Origin of the sequence: Mycobacterium sp. E2497, assembly GCF_001668695.1 — a bacterium.
Classification (GTDB): Bacteria; Actinomycetota; Actinomycetes; order Mycobacteriales; family Mycobacteriaceae; genus Mycobacterium.
This window is the reverse complement of the sequence record NZ_LZKD01000019.1, coordinates 18050-42325: the sequence shown is the minus strand read 5'-3', so window position 1 is coordinate 42325 and position 24276 is coordinate 18050. Positions and strand designations below refer to the sequence as shown.

The 24276-nt window shown below is 68.1% G+C and carries 22 protein-coding genes and 1 pseudogene; 15 read left to right on the top strand and 8 right to left on the bottom strand.

Features of this window, described 5'->3' with window-relative positions:
* Positions 1-44: 44 nt before the first annotated feature.
* A complete protein-coding gene (locus tag A5713_RS01395; protein WP_369804348.1) occupies positions 45-1028 on the top strand; it encodes a CaiB/BaiF CoA transferase family protein in 984 nt (327 codons plus the stop codon).
* Between the two features lie 72 nt (positions 1029-1100).
* On the opposite strand, the gene A5713_RS01390 is transcribed toward A5713_RS01395, so the two are convergent.
* Entirely contained in the window at positions 1101-2003 is a 903-nt protein-coding gene (locus A5713_RS01390; RefSeq protein ID WP_068091744.1) for a LysR family transcriptional regulator, read from the bottom strand.
* Positions 2004-2166: 163 nt separating this feature from the next.
* Here A5713_RS01390 and A5713_RS01385 point away from each other — a divergent pair, with 163 nt between their 5' ends.
* Together A5713_RS01385 and A5713_RS01380 are read left to right on the top strand one after the other, a co-directional pair.
* Positions 2167-3060 (top strand): SDR family oxidoreductase, encoded by an 894-nt coding sequence (locus A5713_RS01385; RefSeq protein WP_068091741.1) that lies wholly within the window; start codon positions 2167-2169, stop codon positions 3058-3060.
* An 8-nt stretch (positions 3061-3068) separates the two neighbouring features.
* On the top strand, positions 3069-3959 hold the full coding sequence (locus tag A5713_RS01380; protein WP_231980205.1) for an LLM class flavin-dependent oxidoreductase: 891 nt from the start codon (positions 3069-3071) through the stop codon (positions 3957-3959).
* 6 nt (positions 3960-3965) lie between these two features.
* On the opposite strand, the gene A5713_RS01375 is transcribed toward A5713_RS01380, so the two are convergent.
* Genes A5713_RS01375 through A5713_RS01365 form a run of 3 tightly spaced genes read right to left on the bottom strand, consistent with a single transcriptional unit; the run spans position 3966 to position 5908 of the window.
* Positions 3966-5231, bottom strand: a complete 1266-nt coding sequence (locus A5713_RS01375; RefSeq protein WP_068091739.1) for an amidohydrolase family protein — start codon at positions 5229-5231, stop codon at positions 3966-3968.
* Between the two features lie 3 nt (positions 5232-5234).
* Positions 5235-5549 carry a DUF4286 family protein gene (locus A5713_RS01370; RefSeq protein WP_068091873.1) on the bottom strand — a complete coding sequence of 105 codons (315 nt, stop codon included), beginning with the start codon at positions 5547-5549 and terminating at the stop codon, positions 5235-5237.
* Between the two features lie 23 nt (positions 5550-5572).
* Positions 5573-5908 (bottom strand): 2Fe-2S iron-sulfur cluster-binding protein, encoded by a 336-nt coding sequence (locus A5713_RS01365; RefSeq protein ID WP_068055534.1) that lies wholly within the window; start codon positions 5906-5908, stop codon positions 5573-5575.
* 123 nt (positions 5909-6031) lie between these two features.
* Here A5713_RS01365 and A5713_RS01360 point away from each other — a divergent pair, with 123 nt between their 5' ends.
* The 4 genes from A5713_RS01360 to A5713_RS01345 all read left to right on the top strand — a co-directional run bounded on the left by A5713_RS01360 (position 6032) and on the right by A5713_RS01345 (position 10335).
* The gene (locus A5713_RS01360; protein WP_068091736.1) at positions 6032-7435 is read left to right on the top strand and encodes a class I adenylate-forming enzyme family protein; all 1404 of its coding nucleotides are present in this window, start codon (positions 6032-6034) and stop codon (positions 7433-7435) included.
* The gene (locus tag A5713_RS01355; protein WP_068091735.1) at positions 7413-8318 is read left to right on the top strand and encodes an acyl-CoA dehydrogenase family protein; all 906 of its coding nucleotides are present in this window, start codon (positions 7413-7415) and stop codon (positions 8316-8318) included. The genes A5713_RS01360 and A5713_RS01355 overlap by 23 nt, the downstream gene beginning before the upstream one ends.
* Positions 8305-9402, top strand: coding sequence for an acyl-CoA dehydrogenase family protein (locus tag A5713_RS01350; protein WP_068091731.1), 1098 nt, complete (start codon positions 8305-8307; stop codon positions 9400-9402). The genes A5713_RS01355 and A5713_RS01350 overlap by 14 nt, the downstream gene beginning before the upstream one ends.
* 165 nt (positions 9403-9567) lie before the next feature.
* Complete coding sequence (locus A5713_RS01345; RefSeq protein ID WP_067921218.1) at positions 9568-10335, top strand: enoyl-CoA hydratase/isomerase family protein; 768 nt, start codon at positions 9568-9570, stop codon at positions 10333-10335.
* Positions 10336-10475: 140 nt separating this feature from the next.
* Here A5713_RS01345 and A5713_RS01340 read toward each other — a convergent pair whose 3' ends face one another.
* The gene (locus A5713_RS01340) at positions 10476-11327 is read right to left on the bottom strand and encodes a proline iminopeptidase-family hydrolase (RefSeq protein ID WP_068091722.1); all 852 of its coding nucleotides are present in this window, start codon (positions 11325-11327) and stop codon (positions 10476-10478) included.
* A 199-nt stretch (positions 11328-11526) separates the two neighbouring features.
* Here A5713_RS01340 and A5713_RS01335 point away from each other — a divergent pair, with 199 nt between their 5' ends.
* The 3 genes from A5713_RS01335 (at position 11527) to A5713_RS01325 (ending at position 14600) form a co-directional block, all read left to right on the top strand.
* Positions 11527-12666 (top strand): thiolase family protein, encoded by a 1140-nt coding sequence (locus A5713_RS01335; RefSeq protein ID WP_067921309.1) that lies wholly within the window; start codon positions 11527-11529, stop codon positions 12664-12666.
* Positions 12667-13545 carry an ArgK/MeaB family GTPase gene (locus tag A5713_RS01330; protein ID WP_068091719.1) on the top strand — a complete coding sequence of 293 codons (879 nt, stop codon included), beginning with the start codon at positions 12667-12669 and terminating at the stop codon, positions 13543-13545.
* A gap of 140 nt (positions 13546-13685) precedes the next feature.
* Positions 13686-14600, top strand: coding sequence for a thiamine pyrophosphate-dependent enzyme (locus tag A5713_RS01325; protein WP_068091869.1), 915 nt, complete (start codon positions 13686-13688; stop codon positions 14598-14600).
* Here A5713_RS01325 and A5713_RS01320 read toward each other — a convergent pair.
* The gene (locus A5713_RS01320) at positions 14593-15246 is read right to left on the bottom strand and encodes a response regulator transcription factor (RefSeq protein ID WP_068091715.1); all 654 of its coding nucleotides are present in this window, start codon (positions 15244-15246) and stop codon (positions 14593-14595) included. The two genes, A5713_RS01325 and A5713_RS01320, sit on opposite strands and share 8 nt — an antisense overlap.
* 107 nt (positions 15247-15353) lie before the next feature.
* Between A5713_RS01320 and A5713_RS01315 the strand changes: the two genes are divergently transcribed.
* Positions 15354-16574 carry a sensor histidine kinase gene (locus A5713_RS01315; protein ID WP_068091866.1) on the top strand — a complete coding sequence of 407 codons (1221 nt, stop codon included), beginning with the start codon at positions 15354-15356 and terminating at the stop codon, positions 16572-16574.
* 31 nt (positions 16575-16605) lie between these two features.
* On the opposite strand, the gene A5713_RS01310 is transcribed toward A5713_RS01315, so the two are convergent.
* Entirely contained in the window at positions 16606-18237 is a 1632-nt protein-coding gene (locus A5713_RS01310; RefSeq protein ID WP_068091712.1) for an FAD-dependent oxidoreductase, read from the bottom strand.
* 26 nt (positions 18238-18263) lie between these two features.
* Positions 18264-18941 carry an IclR family transcriptional regulator gene (locus tag A5713_RS01305; RefSeq protein WP_068091709.1) on the bottom strand — a complete coding sequence of 226 codons (678 nt, stop codon included), beginning with the start codon at positions 18939-18941 and terminating at the stop codon, positions 18264-18266.
* A gap of 134 nt (positions 18942-19075) precedes the next feature.
* On the opposite strand from A5713_RS01305, the gene A5713_RS01300 reads away from it, so the two are divergent.
* The 4 genes and pseudogenes from A5713_RS01300 (at position 19076) to A5713_RS01285 (ending at position 24274) form a co-directional block, all read left to right on the top strand.
* Positions 19076-19939, top strand: a complete 864-nt coding sequence (locus A5713_RS01300) for an alpha/beta fold hydrolase (RefSeq protein ID WP_068091706.1) — start codon at positions 19076-19078, stop codon at positions 19937-19939.
* Positions 19939-21663: a bifunctional 3-(3-hydroxy-phenyl)propionate/3-hydroxycinnamic acid hydroxylase gene (locus tag A5713_RS01295; protein WP_068091695.1), complete on the top strand. Its 1725-nt coding sequence runs from the start codon at positions 19939-19941 to the stop codon at positions 21661-21663. The genes A5713_RS01300 and A5713_RS01295 overlap by 1 nt, the downstream gene beginning before the upstream one ends.
* Positions 21611-22528, top strand: coding sequence for a 3-carboxyethylcatechol 2,3-dioxygenase (locus tag A5713_RS01290; protein ID WP_068091692.1), 918 nt, complete (start codon positions 21611-21613; stop codon positions 22526-22528). The genes A5713_RS01295 and A5713_RS01290 overlap by 53 nt, the downstream gene beginning before the upstream one ends.
* Positions 22525-24274 (top strand): annotated as a pseudogene (locus A5713_RS01285) (FAD-binding protein). The gene A5713_RS01290 and the pseudogene A5713_RS01285 overlap by 4 nt, the downstream one beginning before the upstream one ends.
* The last annotated feature ends 2 nt before the right edge of the window (positions 24275-24276 follow it).

The following is a 24276-nucleotide window of genomic DNA, read 5'->3' as shown; positions in this document are numbered from 1 at the left end:
CTGCAGGGCCGCTCGCCGGGATCCGCATCCTCGAGGTTGGCACCATGCTGGCAGGCCCGTACGCGACCATGCTGCTCGCCGACCTCGGCGCCGAGGTCACCAAGATCGAGCCGCGGGGCGGCGAGATCTCGCGCGGGGTCGGGGCCACCTACTTCGCCAGCCTCAACCGCAACAAGTCGAGCGTCTGTCTGGACCTGAACTCCGACGCGGGGCGGCGGCGCCTGGGCGGGCTGGTCGCGGAATCCCATGCGCTGCTGGTGAACCTCAAGCCGTCGGCCATCCGTCGGCTGGGGCTGACCTACGAGCAGCTGCGAGGGCACAACGAGCGGATCGTCTGCGTGGCGATCACCGGGTTCGGTCTGCACGGCGGCGACGATCCGGCCTTCGACTACGTCGTCCAGGCGGGTTTCGGGATCGCCGCGTTGACCGGTGACCCGGACGGACCGCCGACCCTGCCGGGTTACTCCTCGGCCGACAACTCGACCGGGATGTGCGCGGCCCTAGGGCTTTTGGCCAAGATCATTTCCGGCACCGGTGGGCAAGTGGACGTGTCGCTGCGCGACGTCATGCTGTCGCAATTGAATTATCACGCGTCGGCATACCTCAACGGCGGCGTCGAGCCGCAGCGGCACCCCCATGGTGCGCATTCGTATTACGTTCCGGCCCAGCTCTTCCCGACGGCCGACGGGTATCTGGCGCTGTTCATCACGCACGACGGCTTCTGGAAATCGTTCGCCAGCGAGGCGGGTATCGGCGGCTTCGAGACGATGGCCGAACGAGTGGCCCGCCGCGAAGAAGTGCTGGCGGTGGTCTCGGCGATGTTGGCGACCGACACCGCCGCCGGGTGGGAAGGCCGACTGCGGCCACTCGGGGTGCCGGCGGCAGCGGTCAGGACGCTGCCCGAGGCGCTCGAAGCGACCCCCGAGGCCGTCATCACCGCGGGCGATTTCCGCCTGGTCGGCAGTCCCATCCACGTAGCGGGTTACCGGCCCGAATACCGGCCCCCGCCCGAGCTTCCCGAGGGCTAGCTGCGGTCGCCGCCGAACGTGAAAATAGTTTCACGCCCGGGCGCGACCGTGAAGTTGGCTTCGCGCTCGGGCTCAGGCGCGCGGTCCCGTGAGGTGTGCCTCGGCGAGCTTGCGGAACGCCGCCACCAACCGGCTGCGGTCCCCGGCGCGCGTCGCCAGAACCACATGGCAAGGGTCGACGCCCTTCAGCGGCACCGTGGTGATGTCCGGCCGCAGGCTGTTGCCGTGAAAACCCGCCGTGATGGCCACGGCCTGTCCCGAGGCGATGAGTTCGAACTTGTCCTCGAGCGCGTCGATGAACGGACCGTCGGGCGCCCGGCGGCCGTCGGGTCGGGGGTCGATGCGCCAATAGGCGCTCCACGCCGGGTCCGAGTTGCGCACGCGGGGCATCGGCTCGTCGGCGATGTCGTCGAGTGTCACGAAATCCCGACCCGCTAGGCGGTGGTCAACGGGGATCGCCAGCACCCGCGGCTCGTCGTACAGGACCGTCACGTGCAGCCCGTCGGTCGGGAACGGTAGCCGGGTCACCACCGCGTCCACCCGATGCCCGAGCAACGCGTCCAGGGCGTGACCCCAATCCAGGTGCGAGACGTGCACTTCGGCGTCGGGGTGTTCGCGGCGCATCTCGCGTACCGCGGGGGTGACGATCATCCCGGTCGTGTATCCGATCGCAATTCGGCTCGGCTGGGCGGCGGCCCGGGCCTGGGCGGCGGCTTGCGTGGCCGAACGCAGTAGGGCCTTGGCCCGCGGCAGGAACACCTCCCCGGCCTCCGTCAGCCTGGTGCCTTGCGGCGTGCGATCCAGCAGTCGAGCGCCCACCTGTTGCTCGAGCCGGCGGATCTGCCGGCTCAGCGACGGCTGCGCTACCCGCAGCGCGGTCGCGGCCCGGCCGAAGTGTCGATGTTCGGCCACCACGACGAAGTATCCGACCAGCCGCAGATCGAGGTCGATCACGGGCAATACCGATTCGGCCATGCGAGCAGTGTAACGGCGGCGGCAGCCGCGCCGCGCTGTAAGCCGGCAGTGACATGCGGTGATGTCGATTTGGTATCACGTCATATGAAACGGGTCTTGGACAGCCGGCCCGCCCGGTCAGTTGACTGGAATCCGCGAACATGGAACAGCGAAAGGGACTTTCATGCATGTCTTTGTGACGGGCGCGAGCGGGCACATCGGTTCGGCCGTCGTCGACGAACTCCTGCAAGCCGGGCATCACGTCACCGGCCTGGCCCGCTCCGACGAGTCGGCCGCCGCGCTGGACACGAAGGGCGTCAGGGTGCACCGCGGCGACCTCGACGACCTCGACGGTTTGCGGTCCGCCGCCGCGGCGTCCGACGGCGTCATCCACCTGGCCTTCAAACACGACTTCGACGACTTCCTGGGTGCCGCCGAGGCGGACCTGCGCGCCGTGCAGGCCATCGGGGAGGTGCTCGTCGGCTCGGACCGCCCATTCGTCAGCACCTCGGGCACCTTGCTTCTTTCGCTGCTGGGGCAGGGCGGGCCTGCAACGGAACAGGACACGCTGCCCGGCGGGCCGCGGGTCGACTCGGAGAACGCGGTGATCGCGCTGGCCGAACGCGGGGTGCGGTCCTCGGTGATCCGGCTGTCCCCGATCGTGCACAGCGACCTCGACCACCACGGCTTCACGAATCACCTCATCAGCACCGCCCGCGGCACCGGAAAGTCCGCGTACATCGGCGACGGGGCCAACCGCTGGCCCGGGGTCCACACGCTCGACGCCGCCCACCTGTACCGCCTGGCGCTCGAAAAAGCGCCCCCGGGAACGCGTTTGCACGGCGTAGCCGACGAAGGCGTGCCGTTCCGCGACATCGCCGCCGTCATCGGCCGCCACCTGGATGTGCCGACGGTCAGTATTCCCGCGGAAGAAGCCGGTCATTTCGGCTTCCTTGCCCTCTTCGCGGCGCTGGACAATCCGACGTCGAGTGCGCTGACGCAGAAAGTGGTGGACTGGCAGCCCGAGGGGCCGGGACTGCTCGAGGATCTCGACGCCGGCCACTACTTCGGCGAGTGAGCGACGCCGTGGCTGATTCGGTCGTCGACGCGGCACGAAAGGTGTTGGGACCGGTGGGCGTGTGCCTGCCGGTCTCGTTCACGAGCTCACCGCCCGTCCATCTGCAACGTGAGGCGGTGGGCCGGCTAGAACGGGCCGGATACCGCACCGTATGGACCAACGAGGTCATCGGGAAGGACGCCCTGGTACAACTCGCCCTGCTGCTGAGCGGCAGCGAGCGAACGATGTTCGGCACTTGCATCGCCAACATCTGGGCGCGGCCGGCTCAGACCATGCATGCCGCGGCCGCCCAACTGGCGCAGGCCTATCCGGGTCGAATCGTGCTCGGACTCGGGGTGGGTTACCCGGAGCAGGCCGTCAGCGTCGGTCAGGAGTTCGGCAGTCCGCTGGCCACGATGCGCGACTACCTCGACCGGATGAATAGCGCCACCTGGCCCCCGGCGCCCGATGCGGCGTACGCCCGGATCATCGCCGCGAACGGACCCAAGATGCTCGCGCTGGCGGGCGAGCTCGCCGATGGGGCCTTTCCCGCCGGTCTGCCGACGGAGTTCACGGCCCGGGCCCGGCGCACACTCGGATCAGACAAGCTCTTGGTCGTCGGGCTGTCAGTCGTCCGCGACATCCAGGGCGCGCGGGACGCGGTGTCGGGCCGGCTCGCCGTGCCGTCCTATGCGGCCAGGCTCGCAGAGTTGGGCTACTCGGCCCGTGACATCGACGAGGTGAGCGATCGGCTGGTCAACGCGCTTGTGACTCACGGTGATCCGGCCCGCATCGCTGCCAAAGCCCAGGAGCACTTGGCCGCCGGCGCGGACCACGTCACGCTGCTGCCGCCCATTGGCGGTGACTTCGCCGAGGGCATGGCGCAACTCGAAGAGGTTGGCCCGGCGCTGGCCCAATGAACCGCGCTAGCCTAGCCCGGCCAGTTGCCTCTCCTGGTAGAGCCGCGCCCATTCGGCGCGGGACCGGATCGACACGTCCACGTCAACGGCGTTCGCGCGCAACGCTTTCACGGTCGCCGTTTCGCGCGGCGTCCGCGCGAACGGATCCCAGCCGAAGAACCGGCAGGCGTTGCCCCAGGTGATCTTATCGATGTCGGAGTCGTCGGCACCGGCGGCGTTCAGCTCGGCCAGCACCCGCTCGGGCGCGTCCGGCCAGAAGCAGTCCGAGTGCGGATAGTCGCATTCCCAGGCGATGATGTCGATGCCGATCTCGTGCCGCAGCTTCAACGACGTCTTGTCGGTGACGTAGCAGGCCAGGGAGTGTTCGCGGAAGACCTCGCTGGGCAGCTTGTCGCCGAAGTCGCGGCGCAGCCACTTCTGGTTGGTGTAGTGGCGGTCGCTGCGGTCCAAATAGAACGGGATCCAGCCGATGCCGCCTTCGGAGAACGCGAACTTCAGGTCGGGGTAGCCGCGCATGGCGGGACCCCACAGCAGATCCTGCGCGCACATCGCCGAGACCTGGGTGGCCAGGATGATCAGGTTGTCGATCGGCGCGTCCGGTGCCATGCTGATCGCCCCGAACCCGGTGCCGATGTGCAGGCACATCACCACGTTCTGCTCGGAGAGCGTGCGGAAGACCGGTCCCCAGTAGTCGTCGTCGTGGTAGCTCGGAAGCCCTTCCAGGTGAGGCAATTCCGGCATCGTGACCGCCCGGCAGCCCTTGGCCGCCACCCGGCGGATCTCGGCGCACATGGCCTCTGGATTCCAGGTCGGCAGGATCGCGATCGGAATGAAGCGATCCGGGTAGGAGCCGGCCCACTCGTCGATGTGCCAGTCGTTGTAGGCCGACACCATGACCAACGTCGCTTCCTCGCGGTGCATGTTGAGGTGACGCGCGGAGAAGCCGGTGAAGGTGGGGAAACACATCGACGCCAGGATGCCGTTGCGGTTCATGTCGCGAACGCGTTCATGGACGTCGTAGACGCCGGGACGCATCTCCGCGAAACCCGCTGGGTCGCGGCCCCATTCCTCGGCCGGCCACGACACCACGGCGTTGAGCCCGCTCACGCCCTGCGGCCTGCCCTGGTACATCCACTGGTCGACGCCCTTCTCGTCGACCACGACGATCGGGGCCTCGTCCCGGTATTTGGCCGGCACGTGGCGCAGGAACATGTCCGGCGGCTCGACCACGTGGTCGTCGATGCTCACCAGGATCAGGTCGTCGACATCCATGATTCAGCGGCTCCGGTCGCTAGTCGTCTCGAGCACTCGGGGGACGGGCGCAGGATCCAACAGCAACGCATCGGACATGGTGAGCTGGCCGGCATTGGCGATCATGTTGTCCAAGACGGCCTGCAGGTCGTCGCCCTCCAGCTCGTAGATGGCGACATAGGGGCCGTTCCCGTCGACCGGACGAAACCGGCGTGCCGCGACGATTCCGGTGAGCGTCAGAAGCTCGGGTATGTGTATCTGGTCGTACCAGGTGTTGTACTCGTCCTCGCGGTCCGGGGAACTGGGCCGACTCTCGACGTACATGATGCCCTTGGCCATCGCCGCCACCTCTCTTCGGGCCGCTACTCGTAGCGCACCGTGACCGAATCGGTGTCCGGCACGCCCTGGCACGTCAGAATGTAGCCCTCGGCGACCTCGTCGTCGTCGAGAGCGTCGTTGACCCGCATGGTCGCGCGGCCCTCTTCGAGCTTGGCCATGCACGTGCCGCAGTTGCCCGCCTCGCAACTGAACGGCGGCTCCAGGCCGGCGCGCCGCGCGCTCTGCAGCAGCGTCTCGCCGGGGACCAGCGGCACCGAGACCTTCTTACGGTCCAGGTGGATGGTCACCGTCCCCGCCCCGGAGCCGTTTGACGGATCAGTCACCCGTGGGGTCTCCTCGATGCTTCGGGTGACCGTCATTCGTCACCACCCTCCCGTACTTGCATTCTTCACTATAGAGAATACTATTCTCACAGATCGATAGGATCTTCTCAAGCGTGCGCGGATGTCAGGTCGGCCCGGCCTGTCAGGGAAGGACGGGACGTGACCGAGCCGGCTGCGGTCGTGTTCGAGGACCGGCGATTCGGCCCGGCTCAGCTCGACGCGTTGGCCGACGGCTGGGCCGCCACCCTGGCGAAAAGCGGTGTCGCCCCGGGCCAGCGGGTCGCGGTGATGGCGTCGAACCGGCCGGAATTCGTCGCCGCCGTGCTGGGCATCTGGAGGCTGGCGGCAACGGCGGTACTCCTCAGCCCGGCATGGAAGCGCGACGAGGTCGACCACGCGCTCGCGCTGACCGACCCCGCCCACGCCGTGGGGGACCACCCGGTGCTGGCCGCCGCGATGCCGATGCGCCACCTCGACGAGCCGGTGGCATCCGGGGAGCCGTTGTCCGGGACGCCGCCGCCTCGGTCCGACGCGGTGCTGGTGTTCAGTTCCGGCACCACCGGGCTGCCGAAGGCCGTCCGGCACACCCACGCGGCGCTCGACGAGGCCGTGCGGCACTGGCGCGAGGCGCTGCGACTGACGCCGCGCGATCGGATTCAAGTCGCCACTCCGCCGTCGCACATCCTCGGGCTGCTCAACATCCTCACCGCGCTGCGCACCGGCGCGTGGCTCCGGCTGCATCCCCGATTCGACATCGACCGGATGCTGCATCACATCGAAACCGACCGCATCACGGTGGAAATGGCGGTCGCGCCCATCGCGCTGGCGATCGCCTCGCATCCCGCGCTCGAGTCCTATGACCTGTCCTCCCTGCGCTACATCATGTGGGGGGCCACGCCGGTCAGCACCGAGGTTGCGCAGACGGTGACCCGGCGCACCGGCGTCGGCTGGGTTCCGGCTTACGGAACCACGGAACTGCCTGTCATCGCCTGCAATCCGATCGAGGGCGCGCGGCTGGACGCCGTCGGGCGTCCCGTGCCTGGCGTGGACGTGCGGGTGGTCTCACTGGAGACGGGCGAGCCGGCCTGCCCGGGGGAGGTCGGCGAGATCCAGGCCCGGTCTTCATCGCTGATGGCCGGTTACCTGCCGGCCGAGGCGACCGCCGAGGTGATCCACGACGGGTGGTACCGGACCGGCGACGTCGGCTGGCTCGACGCCGACGGCTGGCTGCGGATCACCGATCGACTCAAAGAAATGATCAAAGTGCGCGGCTTCCAGGTTGCGCCAGCCGAAATCGAGACGGTGCTGCACGGTCATCCGGCCGTCAGGGACTGCGCGGTGTTCGGCGTGCCCGACGGCATCAACGGCGAAGCGGTGGTCGCCGCGGTGGCGACCTGCGCACCCGTCGACGCCGGCGAGCTCACCGCCCGGGTCGATCAGCGACTGGCCTCCTACAAACACCTGAGCCGCGTCGTGTTCGTGCCCGATATTCCCCGCCTGCCCTCGGGCAAGGTGCTGCGCCGAGTTCTGAAGGAGCGCTATGGATGTACGTCTGACAGCTGAACAGCAGCAACTGCGCGACGCCGCCGCCAAGCTCGCCGACGATCTCGGGCCCTCGGCGGTTCAGGACCTCGACGACCGGGGCCGAATTGCCCGTCTGGACAAGCAGGTGGCGGCGACGGGCTGGCGGTCGCTGCGCTCCGACGGGGCGTCGGGGGTCGAAGTGGCCATCGTCGCAGAGGAATTCGGACGCCGACTGGTGGACGCCCCGTTTCTGGGTCCGGCGCTCGCCGACGACCTGACCCGCCGCGTCGGTGCCTCAGGCGCGGGCGCGACGGTCGCGGTCGACGGCCGCGCCGTCGACGCGCGGGGCGCCCAGCGGGCGCTGAGTCTCTCCGATGGCAAGGCGCTGGCCGCCGACGTGCTGGACTCAAGGGTCGGCGTGGATTTGACCCGCACGGATGCGGACATCGCGGAAACGCCGGTGGCGCTGGGTGACGTGTCCGCCGACGTCGCGGCGCGGTGGCTGGCGCTCGCACTGGTCACCACGACGGCGGACCTGGTGGGGATCGCCAGGGGAGCGCATGCCGTCGCCTGCGACTACGCCAAGATCCGCGAGCAGTACGGCAAGCCGATCGGGTCCTACCAAGCCATCGCCCACCTGCTCGCCGAAAGCCTTGCGCTGATTGAAGGTTCGATCAGCGTATCGCGGCATGCCGCCTGGGCGGTCGACGAACTGCCCGCCGCCGAGGCAATCCGCGCCGCGCAGGTCGCGAAGGTCTACTGCGCGCGCGCCACCCGCACCGTGTGCGAGACGGCCATTCAGGTGCACGGCGGCATCGGCAACACCTGGGACTGCTTGGCGCACGTCTACCTGCGGCGCGCCCTGATATCGACCGAGCTGTGGCCCGTCGCGTTGAAGGAGATCGACCTTGGACTTTCGTGACTCACCGGAGGAAGCCGCCTTCCGGAAGCGGCTGTCGTCCTGGCTTTCCGTGCACGCCGGGGACTTCGCCGGATCCGGCGACGAATACTGGGCCCGCCAGGCGGAATGGCACCAGGCCCTGTACCGGGAGGGATTCTTCGGGCTGTCGTTTCCCCGCGAATACGGCGGACAGGAGCTGCCGCCGGTGTATGACGTCATCGTCGACGAGGAACTCGCCCGAGCCGGCGCCCCGCCGCGCCCCAGCGTGGGCTACCTGATCTATGGGATCGGGCGGCACGCCAACGACGAAGTGCGGCAACGGTTCCTGCCCGGGATCATCAACGGCACCGAACGATGGTGTCAGGGCTTCAGTGAGCCCGGCGCCGGCTCCGATCTGGCCTCGCTGACCACCGCCGCCCGCCTCGAGGGCGACACCTATGTGGTCAACGGGCACAAGATCTGGACCAGTTACTCCGATGTCGCGGACTGGTGCCTGTTGCTGGCGCGCACCGACCCCGAAGCCAAACGCCACCGCGGCCTGTCGGCGTTCGTGCTGGAGATGAAACAGCCCGGCGTGCAACAGCGCCCGCTTCGGATGATCAACGGGGTGACCAACGAGTTCGGTCAGGTGTTCTTCGACGACGCGAAGATACCGGCCGACCGGATGGTCGGCGCGCCCGGTGACGGCTGGGCGGTCGCCATGACCGTCGTCGGGCACGAGCGCGAACCCGCCACGCTCGGCTACGCGGCCCGATACGGCAAGTTGGTGCGAAACCTCTACGCCCGCAACAGAAATTCTGGGGGTCCGGTTCCCGAAGAGCTCGCGTGGGCGGCGGTCCAGTCGGAGATGTTGACCCACCACGTGCGGCGGCGGCTGTCCGAACAGCTCGACGGCGTCTCGCACGGGCCCGAAGGGTCACTCGACAAGCTGCTGATGACCTGGGTCGAGCAATCCGTCGGACACGCCGCACTGGCGGTCACCGGAACCGGCGATCCGGACCTGCTCAGCGCCTACCTGTACAGCCGCGCGCAGAGCGTGATGGGTGGGACATCGCAGATACAAAAGAACATCATCGCTGCACGCATCTTGGGATTGTCGGAGTGATCGCGAACGCGGGCGGAGCCCGGGTGAAGCGGGTCACGACCGTAGAAGGAGTGATCGCGAAGGCGGGCGGAGCCCGGGTGAAGCGGGTCACGACCGTAGAAGGAGTGATCGCGAAGGCGGGCGGAGCCCGGGTGAAGCGGGTCACGACCATAGAAGGAGTCTGACGTGTACGACATGCCTGCCGAGATCGACGTCCAAGCCGACGGACCGCTGCGGATCATCACCTTGAACCGGCCGGAGTCGCTCAACTCGGTCAACGACGACCTGCACGTCGGGCTCGCGCGGCTGTGGCAGCGGTTGACCGACGACCCGACGGCCCGCGCCGCGGTGATCACGGGCGCCGGCAGGGCGTTTTCGGCCGGCGGCGATTTCTCATACCTCAAGGAACTGTCGGCCAACGCCGATCTGCGCGCCAAGACCATCCGGGACGGGCGCGAGATCGTCCTCGGCATGGCGCGCTGCCGAATCCCCGTGGTGGCCGCGGTGAACGGGCCGGCCGTCGGGCTGGGCTGCAGCCTGGTGGCGCTGAGCGACATCGTCTACATCGCCGAGGAGGCCTACCTCGCCGACCCGCACGTGCAGGTGGGGTTGGTGGCCGCCGACGGCGGCCCGTTGACCTGGCCGCTGCACATCAGCCTGCTGCTGGCCAAGGAGTTCGCGTTGACCGGCACCCGTATCAGCGCGCAGCGCGCCGTCGAGCTGGGGCTGGCCAACCATGTGGCCTCCGACCCGCTGGCGGACGCAATCGCTTGTGCCAAAAAGATTTTGGAGCTGCCCCAGCAGGCGGTCGAAAGCACCAAGCGGGTGCTCAACATTCACCTGGAGCGGGCGGTGCTGGCCAGCCTCGACTATGCCCTCTCGGCCGAGCAGCAGTCGTTCACGACCGAAGACTTCCGGTCGATCGTCACCAAGCTGGCGGCCGGCAAGAACTGACTGGCCGAGTGCTTCCCAGCTCCGGGGTCGCGTACCGCTCGCGAGCGTAACGCCATTGCGACTTTGCAGCCGATTATTCGCAGTCCCGTTACGCTCGCGGGCCAGCCGGCGTTTCGACCCGGGCGCTTCCCAGCCAGCACTCAGTCGTGCAACCGCAGGAACTCACGCATCACCCGGTCGAACTTTCCCGGCTCCTCGATGAAGGGCATGTGGGCGGTCGACTCGAACAGCTCGAACCGCGAGCCGGCTATGCGCTGGTGCATGTCCCACATGTGTTCGGGCACGCATTCGTCGAACCGGCCGGCCAGGATGAGGGTGGGCAGCCGGATTTCTGCTAACCGCTCGAACACGTCCCAGTCGCGGATGGTCCCAACGATGCGAAAGTCACTCGGTCCGAACATCGTCTCGAAGATCTCGGTGCCCATCTCGGCGAAGGCCGCCAACAGCTCTGGCGGCCAGGGACGCAGCCGGCAGAGGTAGGTCTCGTTCCAGGTGCGGATCGCGTCCTGGTACTCGGCCGCGTCCGTCGTGCCCGCGGCCTCATGTCGTTCGATGGCCGATTGGGTGGCCGGGTCCAACTCGGACTTGAGCCGGGCCACCATCTGCGCGAACTGCGGGATGGACGCGATGCTGTTCGAGATGGTGAGGCTGCTGGCGGCGGCGGACGGCACGTCGAGCGCGTACTGCTGCGCCAGCATCCCGCCCCACGAATTGCCGAAGATGTGAAAGCGGTTGAGTCCCAGTCCCGTCACCACGGCGTGCATTTCGGCCACCGACCGTTGCATGGTCCACAACTCGCGGTTGGACGGGCGGTCGGATTTGCCGCAGCCGAGCTGATCCCAGTAGATGACTTCTCGCTCGTCGGCCAGCCGTTCCAGCGAACGCAAGTAGCTATGGGGCAGACCGGGCCCCCCGTGAACCACCAGCAGGGGAAGACCCGCGCCGCCGCCGGCCCGTTCGAACCACACGTTGCCGCCCGGAGCCGCGATCATTCCCTCCACTCCGACGACGCCTCCTCGGTTGGTGAGCAGACGCGAGTCGCAGCCTGCGATGCCGGTATATGCGATTGTGCCGCTGCTCGCGAGGGCACCGCTCCTTGCAACGCTGACTCTCAGAATGAGAGAATAGTGTTCTCATATGTCCCGGGGGCCGTCGAGCGTCCGCGACGCGCTCGCCGAACTGGAGAAGACCGTGCCTGAAGCCGTCATCGTGTCCGCCCTGCGCACCCCCATTGGCACCGCACGGAAGGGCACGTTGCGCGACACCAGTGCCTTCGACCTCGCGCACCACGTGGTCTCCGAGACGGCGAAGGACCTGGACCCCACGCAAGTCGACGACGTGATCCTCGGCGAAGGGCTCTACGGCGGCGGCGTGATCGCACGCCACGCCGCCGTCACGACCGGCATGACCCAGGTACCCGGCCTGGCCAACAACCGCCACTGCGCGGCCGGCCAGGCGGCGGTGCAGAGTGCGGCGGCGAGCGTTCGCGCTGGGATGGACCGGCTTGTCATCGCCGGCGGCGTGAACTCCGCCTCCACGTCCCCGCGGTCGCGGATGCAGGTGGACGGCGACTGGGTCGACTGGTTCCCCCCGACCCACCCGGACAGTCCGGAGGCGCCGAACCTCGACATGTCGATCACCGTGGGCTGGAACGCCGCGGTGAGGGCCGGCGTGAGTCGCGAAGAGATGGACGCGTGGGCGCTGCGTTCGCACCGCAACGCCATCGCCGCGATCGACGAGGGCCGCTTCAAAGAGGAGATCGTCCCGATCGAGACGCCGCACGGGCTGTTCGCGGTCGACGAGCACCCCCGCCGCGACACCACCATGGAGAAGCTGGCCGCACTCAAGCCGTTGCATCCGGAGATCGAGGGGTTCTCCATCACGGCAGGAAACGCGTGCGGCGCCAACGACGGTGCGGCGGCGCTGACGATCGCGAGCGACGAACTCGGCCTGCCGGCGTTGGCGACCCTGCGCTCCTGGGCCTCGGTCGGCGTCGACCCCGCCATCACCGGGCTCGCCCCGGTGGAGGCGATCCCGAAAGCGCTTGCCCGTGCCGGGCTTTCGCTCTCGGACGTGGATCTGTTCGAGATCAACGAGGCCTTCGCCGCGATGTGCGTGGCCACCGTCAAGCTGCTCGACCTCGATCCCGACAAGGTCAATGTCAGCGGCAGCGGCTGCTCGCTCGGGCACCCGGTGGCGGCGACGGGCGCCAGGATGCTGGTCACGCTGGTGCACGAATTGCGTCGTCGTGGTGGTGGATTCGGGGTCGCGGCCATGTGCGCGGGCGGCGGGATGGGATCCGCGACCGTCATCGAGGTCCCCGCCCCCTAGATGGAGATCGCCGACTTGATTGCCAGCGCGCGCAACGGATCTCCGCGCGCGACGGGTCGGCTCCTTTCCCTGGTCGAGGGCGAGCGCCGCGACGAGGTGCTGGCGAGCATCGAGCCCACGCCGGTCAGCGTCATCGGCATCACCGGGCCGCCGGGGGCCGGCAAGTCGACGACGATCGCCGGCCTGGTCGGCGCCTACCGGGGACGCGAGTGCCGGGTGGCGGTGCTGGCGGTGGACCCGTCGTCACCGTTCAGCGGTGGTGCGCTGTTGGGCGATCGGATACGAATGGCCGCGCACATCAACGACTCCGAGGTGTTGATCAGGTCGGTGGCGACCCGCGGTCATCTGGGGGGACTGGCCGCGGCGGTCCCGGCCGCCATCCGCCTGCTGGGCGCGATCGGTTACCACGTGGTCCTGCTGGAGACGGTGGGGGTCGGGCAGTCCGAGATCGAGATCGCCGCCGTCGCGGACCCCACCGTCGTCATCCTCAATCCCGGTGCGGGCGATGCGGTCCAGGCCGCCAAGGCGGGGGTGCTCGAAGTCGCCGACATCGTCGTCGTCAATAAGGCCGATCGCGACGGTGCCGCGCAGACGGTGCGGGACCTGCGGGCCGAGACCGACGCCCCGATCCTCAGCCTCATCGCCGACCGCGGGCAGGGCGTCGCGGAACTGGTGGCCGCGATCGAGGACCACCACCGCGCCGACAGTCGCGCGCGGCGACTGGCCCGCGCCAAAGCGCAGATCCTGTCACTGGCGCAGACGCGGTTGCGCAGCCGGCCGGACATCGACCGGCTCGCCGAGGCGGTCGTCGACGGCGACCAGGATCCGTACTCGGCGGCCGAACGGCTGCTGTCGCCGGCCCCGCAAGAGCCGGACTGACGCCTCGCCTTGTCCCCCGATCGGGGGAATGGGGATTCATCCCGTTTGCGGACCGATCGGCGGAGGCCAGGCCGCACCGATCTCCCTACGTTGATCTTGTGCTCAACGGCACGATCCGCGATGAGTTAGGAGACCCGGCAATGGCTCGCACACCCGAACTGTCGGCCGCACACCTCGGTGAACAGCTGGAGCTGTACCGCCAGATGTGGGTTCTGCGACTGCTCGACATGGCACTGGAAGAGTCGCGAATCGACGGTCTGCTCAACGGCCCCATGGTGGCCGCGTTCGGCCAAGAGGCCGTGGCCGTCGGCACGATCGCGGCGCTTCGGCCGGGTGACATCATGAGCACCGCGATCCGCCATTTCGAACACGCCCAGCGAGTCGGTCGCGTCCTGCCATTGGGACCGGCCATCGCCGAGATGATCGCGCCGAGTCCGGTCGCGGCCGGCGGTGTGCAGGAGAGCCCGTTCGCGGCCGAATGGAAGCAGATATTCGCCACGTCGAACCCGCTGCGGCGATCGATCCTGTTCGCGCTCGGCGACGCTTACGCGCAGCAGGTGGCCGGCGGAGGCAAGGTCACGCTGTGCGTCGTCGGCGACGACGCGGTGAACTCCGCCGAGTTCAAATCGGCAGCGACGATCGCGCTGTCGTGGCGCCTTCCCGTGGTGTTCGTCGTCGAAAACATTCGCGACGGGTCCGGTGTGCGCCGGGGGCCGCGCGAGCGCCATGGACTGCCCGTGCTGTCGGTCGATGGCAAGAACGTTGTGGCGGTGCATGACTCGGTCGCCCAGGCCGTGCAGCGAGCCGGCGCCGGCGGTGGCCCCACCCTGGTCGAGGCGGTCACCTACCGGACCAGCCACCCCGCCGGAGTCGATCCGCTGGTTTACGCCCGGCGCCAGCTGACCCGTGCGGGCGTCAGCGCCGCCCACCTCTACGAGGTGGAACGCCGGGCGCGGCGCCTTGTCGGCGAGGCGGCCGCGTTCGCGAACGCACAACTGCGCGCGGAGCGTCCGGCCCCGGTGAGCGAACCGGGCCACTGGTCGCCCGCTAGCTGAGCAGGCCTTGCCGCATCGCCTCGGCAACGGCGGCTCCGCGATCGCTGACGCCGAGCTTCTCATACAGGCGCTGGACGTGGGTCTTGACCGTGGACGGGGCCACATACAGCTCGGCCGCGATCACGGGGATGCTTTGACCGCGCGCAATCCTGTTGAGTACCTCGCGTTCTCGCGCGCTGAGCACGGGACCCGTCGGTTCCGCCCGGTGACGGATCTCCGCGGTGAGGCCTCCCACCAGCGCGGGCGCCACCACGTCGCGGCCCTGCGCGCAGTCGAGCACGGCCTTGACGATCTCGCTGCGCGTCGAGTCCTTCAACACGAACCCGGCGGCCCCCTGCTGCAGTGCCTGGTACACGATGGCGGGCTCGTCGTGCGCCGAGATCAACAGGACGCGGGTCGGCAACTGCTGACTCCGCACCGCCGCCGCCACCTGTCCGCCATCCATGCCGGGCATCCGGTAATCGAGCAGGGCGACGTCGGGAGAGTGCTGCTTGATCAATTCCAGTGCCGTCGAGCCATCCTCGGCCTCCGCGACGACATTCACCGAACCGCTCGACGAGAGCGCGCGCACAACGCCTTCCCGAAACAGCGGGTGATCGTCCCCGACAACCACCCGCACCTTTTCGGACGATGCTGGGCCGGCCATGGCGATGAGTCTAGCCCGCAAAGAGTCGACGGCAATCGGCCGAAACGCTGATGCGCGTCGGCGCGGTTTGCCCCGACGGAGCCGCCGCGGCTGAGTACTGTGTTCGCGTGGCGGTCGCCAGTGACGTGGAACTGGGTCGGGTGCGCAGGCTTCACCAGCTGCGCTCGTACCGGCTTGCGGCGGTCCTGCGGATCGGTGTGGTGGGCCTGATGATCGCTGCGATGATCAGCGGCACCCGCCGGTCCGAGTGGGCCCAGCAAACTGTGCTGATCATCGCGTACTCGGGGGTCGCGCTCTGCGCGCTGGCGCTGGCGTTTTCACGCAGCCGGCGATGGTTCGGCCGGGGCCGGCTGGCCCGGGTCGGCCGCCTGGAGCCGTTCGCGTTCACCGTCGTCGATGTTGTCGTGCTGACGGTCTTCCAAGTGCTGTCCACCAACGGGCTCCACCCGTTGCTGATCATGACCGCCCTGCCGATCTTGATAGGACTCGACGTCTCGTCCCGGCGCGCGGCGATGGTGCTGATCTTCTCCATGGTGGGATTCGCGATCGCGGTGCTCGAGGACCCGGAGATGGTCGGCTCGATCGGCGTCACCGAGGCCACATTCCGGTTCCTGCTCTACGGGTTCTTGTGTGTCACAGCGTTTGTGGCCGTGCGCGTTGAGGAGCGGCATACCCGGTCGATAGCCGGGCTCAGCACCTTGCGCGAAGAACTGTTGGCCCAGACGATGACCGCGTCCGACGTCGAGCAGCGCAGGATCTCGGAATCCATTCACGACGGGCCGCTGCAGGACATCCTGGCCGTGCGCCAAGAGCTCGTCGAATTGGATGCGGCGCTGCCCGGTGACGACCGGGTGGGGCGCGCGCTGGCCGGGCTGCAGATGGCGTCGGAGCGATTGCGGCAGGCGACTTTCGAGCTGCATCCGGCCGTTCTCGAGCAGGTCGGCCTGGCGGCCGCGGTCCAGCAACTGGCCACCTTCGCCGCCCAGCGATCGGGCATCGAGATTGCGACCGACATCGACTACCCGATTCGGAGCGACATCGACCCGGTGGTGTTCGGGGTGGTGCGCGAGCTGTTGTCCAACGTGGTGCAACATTCGCGGGCCCGCAGCGCGTCGGTCACGCTCGGCATCACCGACGAGATGTGCGTCTTGCACGTGGTCGACGACGGTGTGGGATTCAACGACGAGACGGTGGCGCGCCGCGTCGGCGAGGGCCACATCGGACTGGCGTCACACCGGGCCCGCGTGGAGGCCGCCGGGGGAGTGTTCGTCTATCTCGATGTTCCGGTGGGCACGCACATCTGCGTCGAGCTGCCGATCGTGAAATAGCCGATCCGCCGACACTCGGTGCAATAGCCCGCTACTTCAAGTCCACGGACTTCCCGGTGGCCGCCGCATGGCCGGCTCGATATCCGAAAACCATTGCGGGGCCGATCGTTCCACCGGCACCACCGTAGGCGCGGCCGGTGACCCCACCCATTGCGTTGCCGGCGGCGAAAAGGCCCGGTATCGGCTCACCGCCGACGTGCAGCACGCGCCCGTCACGGTCGGTGCGCGGGCCGCCCTTGGTGCCCATCGCGCCGATGCACACCGGCACCGCGTAGTACGGCGCCGTGTCGATCGGGCCGAGGGTCTTGCCGGCGAGTGTGGTCGCCGTGTCGTCACCCCAATAGCCGTCGTAGGCGCTGGAGCCACGCCCGAAGTCGGGGTCGGCGCCGGCGGCCACGTGCTGGTTCCAGTCGCGGATGGTGCGGGTCAGGCCGTCGACGTCGATGCCGGTCTTGGCGCCCAGCTCGGCCAGGTCCGCCGACTCGCAGAACCAGTCCGGAGCCGCCCCGCCGGGGGCCACGCCCAGGAATCCATAGCGCTGCAAATGAACCGAGTCGAACACCATCCATCCGCGGTCGTTGACGTACCCGCCGCGAGGGTCCAGGTATTGGAAGGCCCCCGCCATCGAGTTGTAGTCGGAGGCCTCGTTGACGAACCGCCGCCCCGCGGCGTTGACGATGATGCTGCGTGGGCGGGTTCGTTCCAGACGCACGCTGCGGCTGCGCGGCTTTCCTTCGATGGTGTCGCCCGGGAGCTGCACGATCGGCACCCACCACGCTTCCCCCATGTTGGCCAGGTCCGCGCCGTGGGCCATCGCCATGCGCAACCCATCGCCCGTGTTGTACGGCGGAGAGACCGCGCCGTGCATCGGGCCGCGCAGAAACGCTTGCACCAGAACGGGATCCCACTCGAAGCCGCCGGTACCCAGGATGACGCCGTGGCGGGCGCGGACCCGGATTGTCTGATCCGGCAGGGCTACCTGCACTCCGGTGATCTCGCCGGCGTCGGCTATCAGCTGCTCGGCCCGGGCCTGGGTGCGGACCGTGCCCCCTGCCTCGAGCAAACCGTTGAGCAGGCCCCCGATCAGTGCGGCGCCGGCGACGCACAGGTTGCCGGGTCGCTCGTCGGCCGCCGCATCCAGGCGGGCCGCATGCAAGCGGGCCAGCGTCTCGGCGTCGAAACCGACGTTGGAGAAATCGACGGGAAACGACGTGATCCTCGTGCCCCATTCACCTAATCGATCCAGGTCGTAGGGGGCCGGGACGAGCGATCTGCCGCCTCCGGGTTGTCCGCCGGGCAGCTCGGGCCGGTAGTCGGGAAAGCCGGTCGCGATCTCGAAGCGCACTCCGCTGTGTGATTCGACGAAGTCGAGCATCACCGGCCCGGTCCGCACGAATGTCTCGACCATCTCGTCGTCCATCGCGCCTAGGGACTGCGCACGCAGGTATCGCAGCGCGTCCGCCACCGTCAATTCTCCAGCGGCAGAACGGTTGTGGGCGGGGATCCACACAACGCCACCCGATACCGCGGTGGTTCCGCCGACGGTCGAGGCCTTTTCGAACACCTCCACCGACGCGCCGGCGACCGCTGCCGTCAGCGCGGTTGTCAGCCCGGCGCCCCCTGTGCCGAGTACGACGACATCGACTTCATGGTCCCAGGACATGGCTGGCTATCCCTTCGGCTCGGTGGCTAACTCAGTAGTTCGGACAGTTGCTTCGCGGCCGTGACGACCGCGTCTTTCCCACGCATCACGACGTCTTCCCGGTGCGAGATGAGGTTGATGCAGGTCGGCGGCGATGGCGGGGGGCGACGGACCGGCACGGCCAAACCGTAGGTGTTCGGTTCGATCTCGCCGTACGTCGTTGCCCAACCGCGTTCGCGGGTCTGGGTCACCAGGTCCCGCTCGCCGGGGCGCGGCGGCATGCTCGCGAGCAGAGCGATCCCGGCGGCGCCGCGGTCCAACGGGTAGCGGCTGCCCTCGTGGAAGGACAGCTGGTAGGCGACCAGGCTGGGCACGATCACCGCGATCGCCACCTGCTGGTCACCTTCGGCGATGAGCAGCGACACCGTGGTGCCCAGATCGTCGGCCAGCGCGCGCAGGATCGGCAGACTGACTTGGCGCACATTGCGATCGAACGATGCGCCGAGAACGGCAAGCCCGGATGCGGGCCGGTAGCGCCCGTCTTCCCCCTTGGCCACCAACCGGAACTCGGCCAGCGTGGAGAGCAGCCGATAGGCGATGGTGCGATGCACGCCGACCTGGTCGGCGAGCTGCTGCACAGTGAGCCCGCTCGGGGATTCCGCCACCATCTGCAGCGCGGCCAAACCCCGGGCAAGTGTCTGGGAACCCGTTCCCGAACCCGTCACAGCCTTGACAGACCCCCATGCGGGGGCGTAGCTCTATATATAACGCACATTAGCGTGCGATATTAGCACAAGATGTCGGCGAAGAAGAGACCAAATATTTCCGGGTTTTCCGGGCTACAGGTGTGAGAGGGACCGTGGCGGAATTCGAAAGCATTTGGAGCGATCTCCAGGGTGTTGCGTTTTCGCAGGGCTATCTCCACGCCGGTGGAGTGCGGACCCGCTATCTGCGCGCCGGTGACTCCGGCAAGCCCGTGTTGGTATTCCTGCACGGCTCCGGCGGCCATGCCGAGGCCTACGTCCGGAACCTGGCGGCGCACGCGGAGCACTTCTGGACCTGGTCCATCGACATGCTGGGGCACGGCTACACCGACAAGCCGGGGCACCCGCTGGAAGTCAGCCACTACGTCGACCACTTGATGGCCGTGCTGAGCGCCATCGGGGTGGATCGGGCCTGCGTGAGCGGTGAGTCGCTGGGTGGCTGGGTGGCCGCCCGCGCCGCCATCGACCATCCGGACGCGGTTGAGCGGCTGGTGCTGAACACCGCCGGCGGCTCCCAGGCCGATCCGGTGGTGATGAAGCGGATCATCACGCTTTCCATGGCGGCCGCCGAGAACCCGACGTGGGAGACCGTTCAGGCGCGGATCAAGTGGCTGATGGCCGACAAGTCCAAGGATTACGACGACCTGGTCGCCAGTCGGCAGCGGGTTTATCGTCAACCGGGCTTCGTCGACGCCATGCGGGACATCATGGCGCTGCAGGATCCAGAGATCCGCGCCCGCAACATCATCGGGCCGGACGGCTACGGCTCGATCACCGCGCCGACGCTGGTGTTGTGGACCAGTGACGACCCGACGGCCGACGTGGCCGAGGGTCGCCGGATGGCGTCGATGATTCCCAACGCGCGGTTCGAAGTCATGCCCGGTTGTGGCCATTGGCCCCAGTACGAGGACGCCAAGACCTTCAACCGCCTCCATCTCGACTTCTTGCTGGGGCGGTGATGGTCGCCGCGGAGCCGGAGGCGCCCGGGGCGGGCGTCGACGTTCTCGTCGTCGGCGCCGGCCCCGTGGGGTTGACGTTGGCCAACATCCTTGGTCTGCAAGGCGTGCGCACCCTGGTGGTCGATGAGCGCGACTCGCTGATCGACTACCCACGCGGGGTCGGGCTGGACGATGAGGCGCTGCGCGCCTTTCAGTCGATCGGCCTGGTGGACCGCGTGCTGCCGCACACGGTGCCCAACCAGATCTTGCGTTTCGTCGATGCCAAGCGCCGGGTATTGGCCGAGATGGCGCCTGCCCAAGCACTTTTTGGATGGCCGAGGCGCAACGGCTTCGTGCAACCGCTCGTCGACGCCGAACTGCTGCGCGGCCTGGACAGATTCCCCCACGTCGAGGTGCATTGGAAACGACCGATGACGGCGTGCCTGCGGGACGACGACGCGGTCACCGTGGAGTTCGGCGGCGAGAACGAAACACCAAGCGTGCGAGCGCGTTACGTCGTCGGCTGCGATGGCGGGCGCAGCACCACCCGGCGCATGATGGGCGTGTCCTTCGACGGGACGACATCGTCGACGCGCTGGCTGGTCGTCGACGTCGCCAACGATCCGCTCGGCCATCCCAACAGCGAGGTGGGCGCCGATCCCGAACGCCCCTATGCCTCCATCTCGATCGCGCACGGAATACGGCGCTTCGAGTTCATGATTCACGGCCACGAGACCGACGAACAGGCCGAGGATCCCGAGTTTCTGCGGCAGATGCTGGCGCGGATGGTGCCTCACCCCGACCGGGTCGATGTGATCCGGCGCCGCGTCTACACCCATCATTCGCGGATCGCCGGCGCGTTCCGTGACGGGCGGCTGCTGTTGGCCGGAGACGCCGCCCACCTGATGCCGGTGTGGCAGGGCCAGGGTTACAACAGCGGAATCCGCGACGCGTTCAATCTTGGCTGGAAGCTGGCGGCGGTGGTGCGCGGCCTGGCCGACGACAAGCTGTTGGACAGCTACGACGTCGAGCGTCGCAAGCACGCGCGGGCGATGATCGACCTTTCCACCATGGTCGGACGGGCCATTTCGCCGACCAACCGTCGGGTGGCCGGCGCGCGCGACCTGCTGGTGCGGTCGGCGTCGGTGGTGCCCACCCTCAAGCGGTACGTGCTGGAGATGCGATTCAAGCCGATGCCGCGCTACGAGCAGGGCGCGGTCGTACACGCGGCAGACCGTGGAAAGCCGGGGCGCACCGACTCGCCGGTGGGCACCCTGTTCATCCAGCCGCGGGTCGATACCCGTAGCCAGCAAGACATGCTGCTCGACGACGTGTTGGGCAACTGGTTCTCCGTGGTGTGCTGGAACAACAACCCGCGCGCAATCCTCGGCGACGTGGCGTTCAAGAGGTGGGAAGCGTTGGGAGCGCGGTTCTTCGCGCTGCGTCCGGTGACCCAGTTGCACTGGGAAGGGCATGACGACCCTGACGTCGTGATCGTGGGCGACCGCAACGGCGGACTCAAGTCGTGGTTCGACACCCATGAGGAATCGGTGCTGTTCCTGCGGCCGGACAGATGCATCGCGGGCGCCTGCATCGCTCAGCGGGCACCTGAGTTGAGCGCCGCGCTCCTTGACGCGCTGACCCTCACGCCGGGAGGGGGTGATCGCCAAAGTGGTACTGGCTCTGTGCTGTATGTCGCACAGCCCGCTGCTGAATCTTCCGGGACCGTCGCAGGACCTGCTTGACGAGATCGAGGGGGCGATCGCCCAGGCGCGACAGTTCGTGCAGAACTTCCAGCCCGACCTCGTCGTGGCCTTCTCCCCGGATCACTACAACGGGTTCTTCTACCGGGCGATGCCACCGTTCTGTATTGGTACCCACGCCAACGGAGTCGGTGATTACGGCACCTATGCCGGCCCGCTCGACGTTCCCGATGATCTCGCGAACGAGTGCGCCGAGGCGGTGCTGGACGCGGGCATCGACGTGGCGGTGTCGGTCAGCATGGACGTGGACCATGGCACCGTCCAACCGCTCGAAAAGCTCTTCGGCGACGCCACCGCCCGTCCGGTCATACCGATCTTCGTCAACGCGGTTGCGGCCCCGCTGGGGCCGCTGCACCGTTGCCGCGCGCTCGGCACCGCGGTCGGGAGTTACCTGGCGGGCCTGGACAAGCGGGTCCTGGTGTTGGGCTCCGGCGGGCTTTCCCATAGTCCTCCGGTGCCGACACTGGCGACCGCGCCTCCGCCGGTACTCGAGCGCATCGTGCACGGGCAGCCGATGACCCCGGAGCAGCGGCAAGCTCGGCAAGCGGCGGTGATCGACGCGGCCAGGAGCTTCGCAGTCGGCGAGAGTGCGCTCCAACCGCTCAATCCGGCGTGGGACCATCGGTTCCTCGACATCATCGACAGCGGCCTGCTTTCCGAGTTCGACCAGTGGTCGAACTCGTACGTGGGCCACGAGGGCGGCAGCTCCGCGCACGAGATCAGGACGTGGGTGGCGGCATTCGCGGCCCTGGCGGCCGCGGGGCCGTACCGGACCACGATGCGCTATTACAAACCGGCCCCGGACCTGATTGCCGGCTTCGCTATCAGGACGGCAGTGCCGGCATGACCGCTGAGTTTCCGGCATCGGAAGGCTTCGACCACGTGGTTGACGTACTCGTCGTGGGCTCGGGCGGCGGTGGTATGACCGCGGCTCTGACCGCGAACGCCGCCGGACTGGACGCGTTGGTGGTGGAGAAGTCCTCGTATTTCGGTGGCTCCACCGCTCTGTCGGGCGGCGGCATCTGGGTTCCCGGCGCCCCGGCTCAGCGCAGGGCGGGTTACACCCTGCCGCCGGAAGGGGTCGTCGGCTACCTGCGGCAGGTCACCGAAGGCCTGGTCAGCGAGGCGCGGATACGGCAGTATGTCGACACCGCGCCGCAGATGCTGGAGTTCCTCGAGAACCTTTCGGGTTGGTTCGAATTCGTCTGGAAGCCCGGCTATGCCGATTACTATCCGGAGTTGCCCGGCGGCTCCGAACAGGGCAGCACGATCAACGTCCCGCCCATCGACCTGCGGAAGCTGGGTCCCGACGAGCAGACGCTGCTCCAGCCGCTGGCACTCGCCCCCAAGGGAATATGGCTGGGCCCCAAGGAGCTTCGGACCTTCTATCGGATCAGGCAGTCCTGGGCGGGCAAAGGCGTTCTGCTGAAGCTGGTTTCACGAATGGTCAGGGCCAGGGTGTTCGGTGAGCGCATGGCGGCGATCGGGCAGTCGCTGGCCGCCCGGCTCAGGCTGGCGATGCGGGAACGCGGCATCCCGCTGTGGCTGGACTCGCCGATGGTGGAGTTGGTCACCGACCCCGGTGGGGCGGTGACCGGTGCGGTGCTGAAACGAGACGGCGTGACGCAGCGGGTCGGTGCGCGACTCGGCGTCATCCTGGCTTCCGGCGGCTTCGACCACGACCTCGCCTGGCGCAAGGAGCAGCTGCCGGTCATCGAGCAGGATTGGAGCTTCGGCAATCCGGCCGCGATGGGCGACGGCATCCGCGCCGGTGAGAAGGTGGGCGCCGCAACGGAGCTGCTCGACGAGGCCTGGTGGTTCCCGGCGATCCAGTGGCCGGACGGTCGGATGCAGTTCATGCTCAACGAGCGGATGATGCCCGCGCAGTTCATCGTCAACGGCGAGGGGAAACGCTTCATCAACGAGGCGGCGCCCTACATGGACTTCGGTCACGCCATGATCGACGGCCAGAAGTCGGGAGTGACGCACATTCCGTGCTGGCTCATCACCGATCACCGGTCGTGGAATCGTTATGTCATCGGCGGCCATCTGCCGATTCCGAAAATCCCCGGCGCACCCGTGCCGACCGGGCGTAAGGTTCCCGCCGCCTGGCTGGAATCGGGCGTGGTCAAAGCGGCGCATTCGTGGGACGAAATGGCGGCAAAGATAGGAGTACCGGCACGTCAACTATCCGAGACGGCAAGCCGCTTCAACGAACTCGCCCGCAAGGGACACGACGACGACTTCAATCGCGGCGCCAGCGTCTACGACAACTACTACGGCGACCCGACCTTGCCCAACCCAAATCTGTACCCACTCGGTAAGCCCCCGTACTACGCGTTCCGGGTCGTCCTCGGCGATCTCGGGACGTCGGGTGGCCTCAGCGTCGACGAATACGCCCGGGTACTGCGAAGCGACGGCACCGTCGTGCGCGGGTTGTATGCGGTGGGCAACACCTCGGCCCCAGTCATGGGCCGCAGCTATGCCGGCGCCGGGGCGACCATCGGCCCGGCCATGACGTTCGGCTACGTAGCGGCCAAACACCTTGCGGCCCAAGCAGATAAACGGACCCCTTAACTCTCACCGGAGGTAAAT

Coding starts and splice junctions, on each gene's coding strand:
- A5713_RS01390 (WP_068091744.1), bottom strand. CDS start 2,003: ATGGCCGAATCGGTATTGCCCGTGATCGACCTCGATCTGCGGCTGGTC.
- A5713_RS01365 (WP_068055534.1), bottom strand. CDS start 5,908: ATGACGGTCACCCGAAGCATCGAGGAGACCCCACGGGTGACTGATCCG.
- A5713_RS01290 (WP_068091692.1), top strand. CDS start 21,611: ATGTCGCACAGCCCGCTGCTGAATCTTCCGGGACCGTCGCAGGACCTG.
- A5713_RS01355 (WP_068091735.1), top strand. CDS start 7,413: ATGGATGTACGTCTGACAGCTGAACAGCAGCAACTGCGCGACGCCGCC.
- A5713_RS01375 (WP_068091739.1), bottom strand. CDS start 5,231: ATGGATGTCGACGACCTGATCCTGGTGAGCATCGACGACCACGTGGTC.
- A5713_RS01325 (WP_068091869.1), top strand. CDS start 13,686: ATGGCTCGCACACCCGAACTGTCGGCCGCACACCTCGGTGAACAGCTG.
- A5713_RS01395 (WP_369804348.1), top strand. CDS start 45: ATGCTGGCAGGCCCGTACGCGACCATGCTGCTCGCCGACCTCGGCGCC.
- A5713_RS01330 (WP_068091719.1), top strand. CDS start 12,667: ATGGAGATCGCCGACTTGATTGCCAGCGCGCGCAACGGATCTCCGCGC.
- A5713_RS01370 (WP_068091873.1), bottom strand. CDS start 5,549: ATGGCCAAGGGCATCATGTACGTCGAGAGTCGGCCCAGTTCCCCGGAC.
- A5713_RS01295 (WP_068091695.1), top strand. CDS start 19,939: ATGGTCGCCGCGGAGCCGGAGGCGCCCGGGGCGGGCGTCGACGTTCTC.
- A5713_RS01385 (WP_068091741.1), top strand. CDS start 2,167: ATGCATGTCTTTGTGACGGGCGCGAGCGGGCACATCGGTTCGGCCGTC.
- A5713_RS01340 (WP_068091722.1), bottom strand. CDS start 11,327: ATGATCGCGGCTCCGGGCGGCAACGTGTGGTTCGAACGGGCCGGCGGC.
- A5713_RS01310 (WP_068091712.1), bottom strand. CDS start 18,237: ATGTCCTGGGACCATGAAGTCGATGTCGTCGTACTCGGCACAGGGGGC.
- A5713_RS01320 (WP_068091715.1), bottom strand. CDS start 15,246: ATGGCCGGCCCAGCATCGTCCGAAAAGGTGCGGGTGGTTGTCGGGGAC.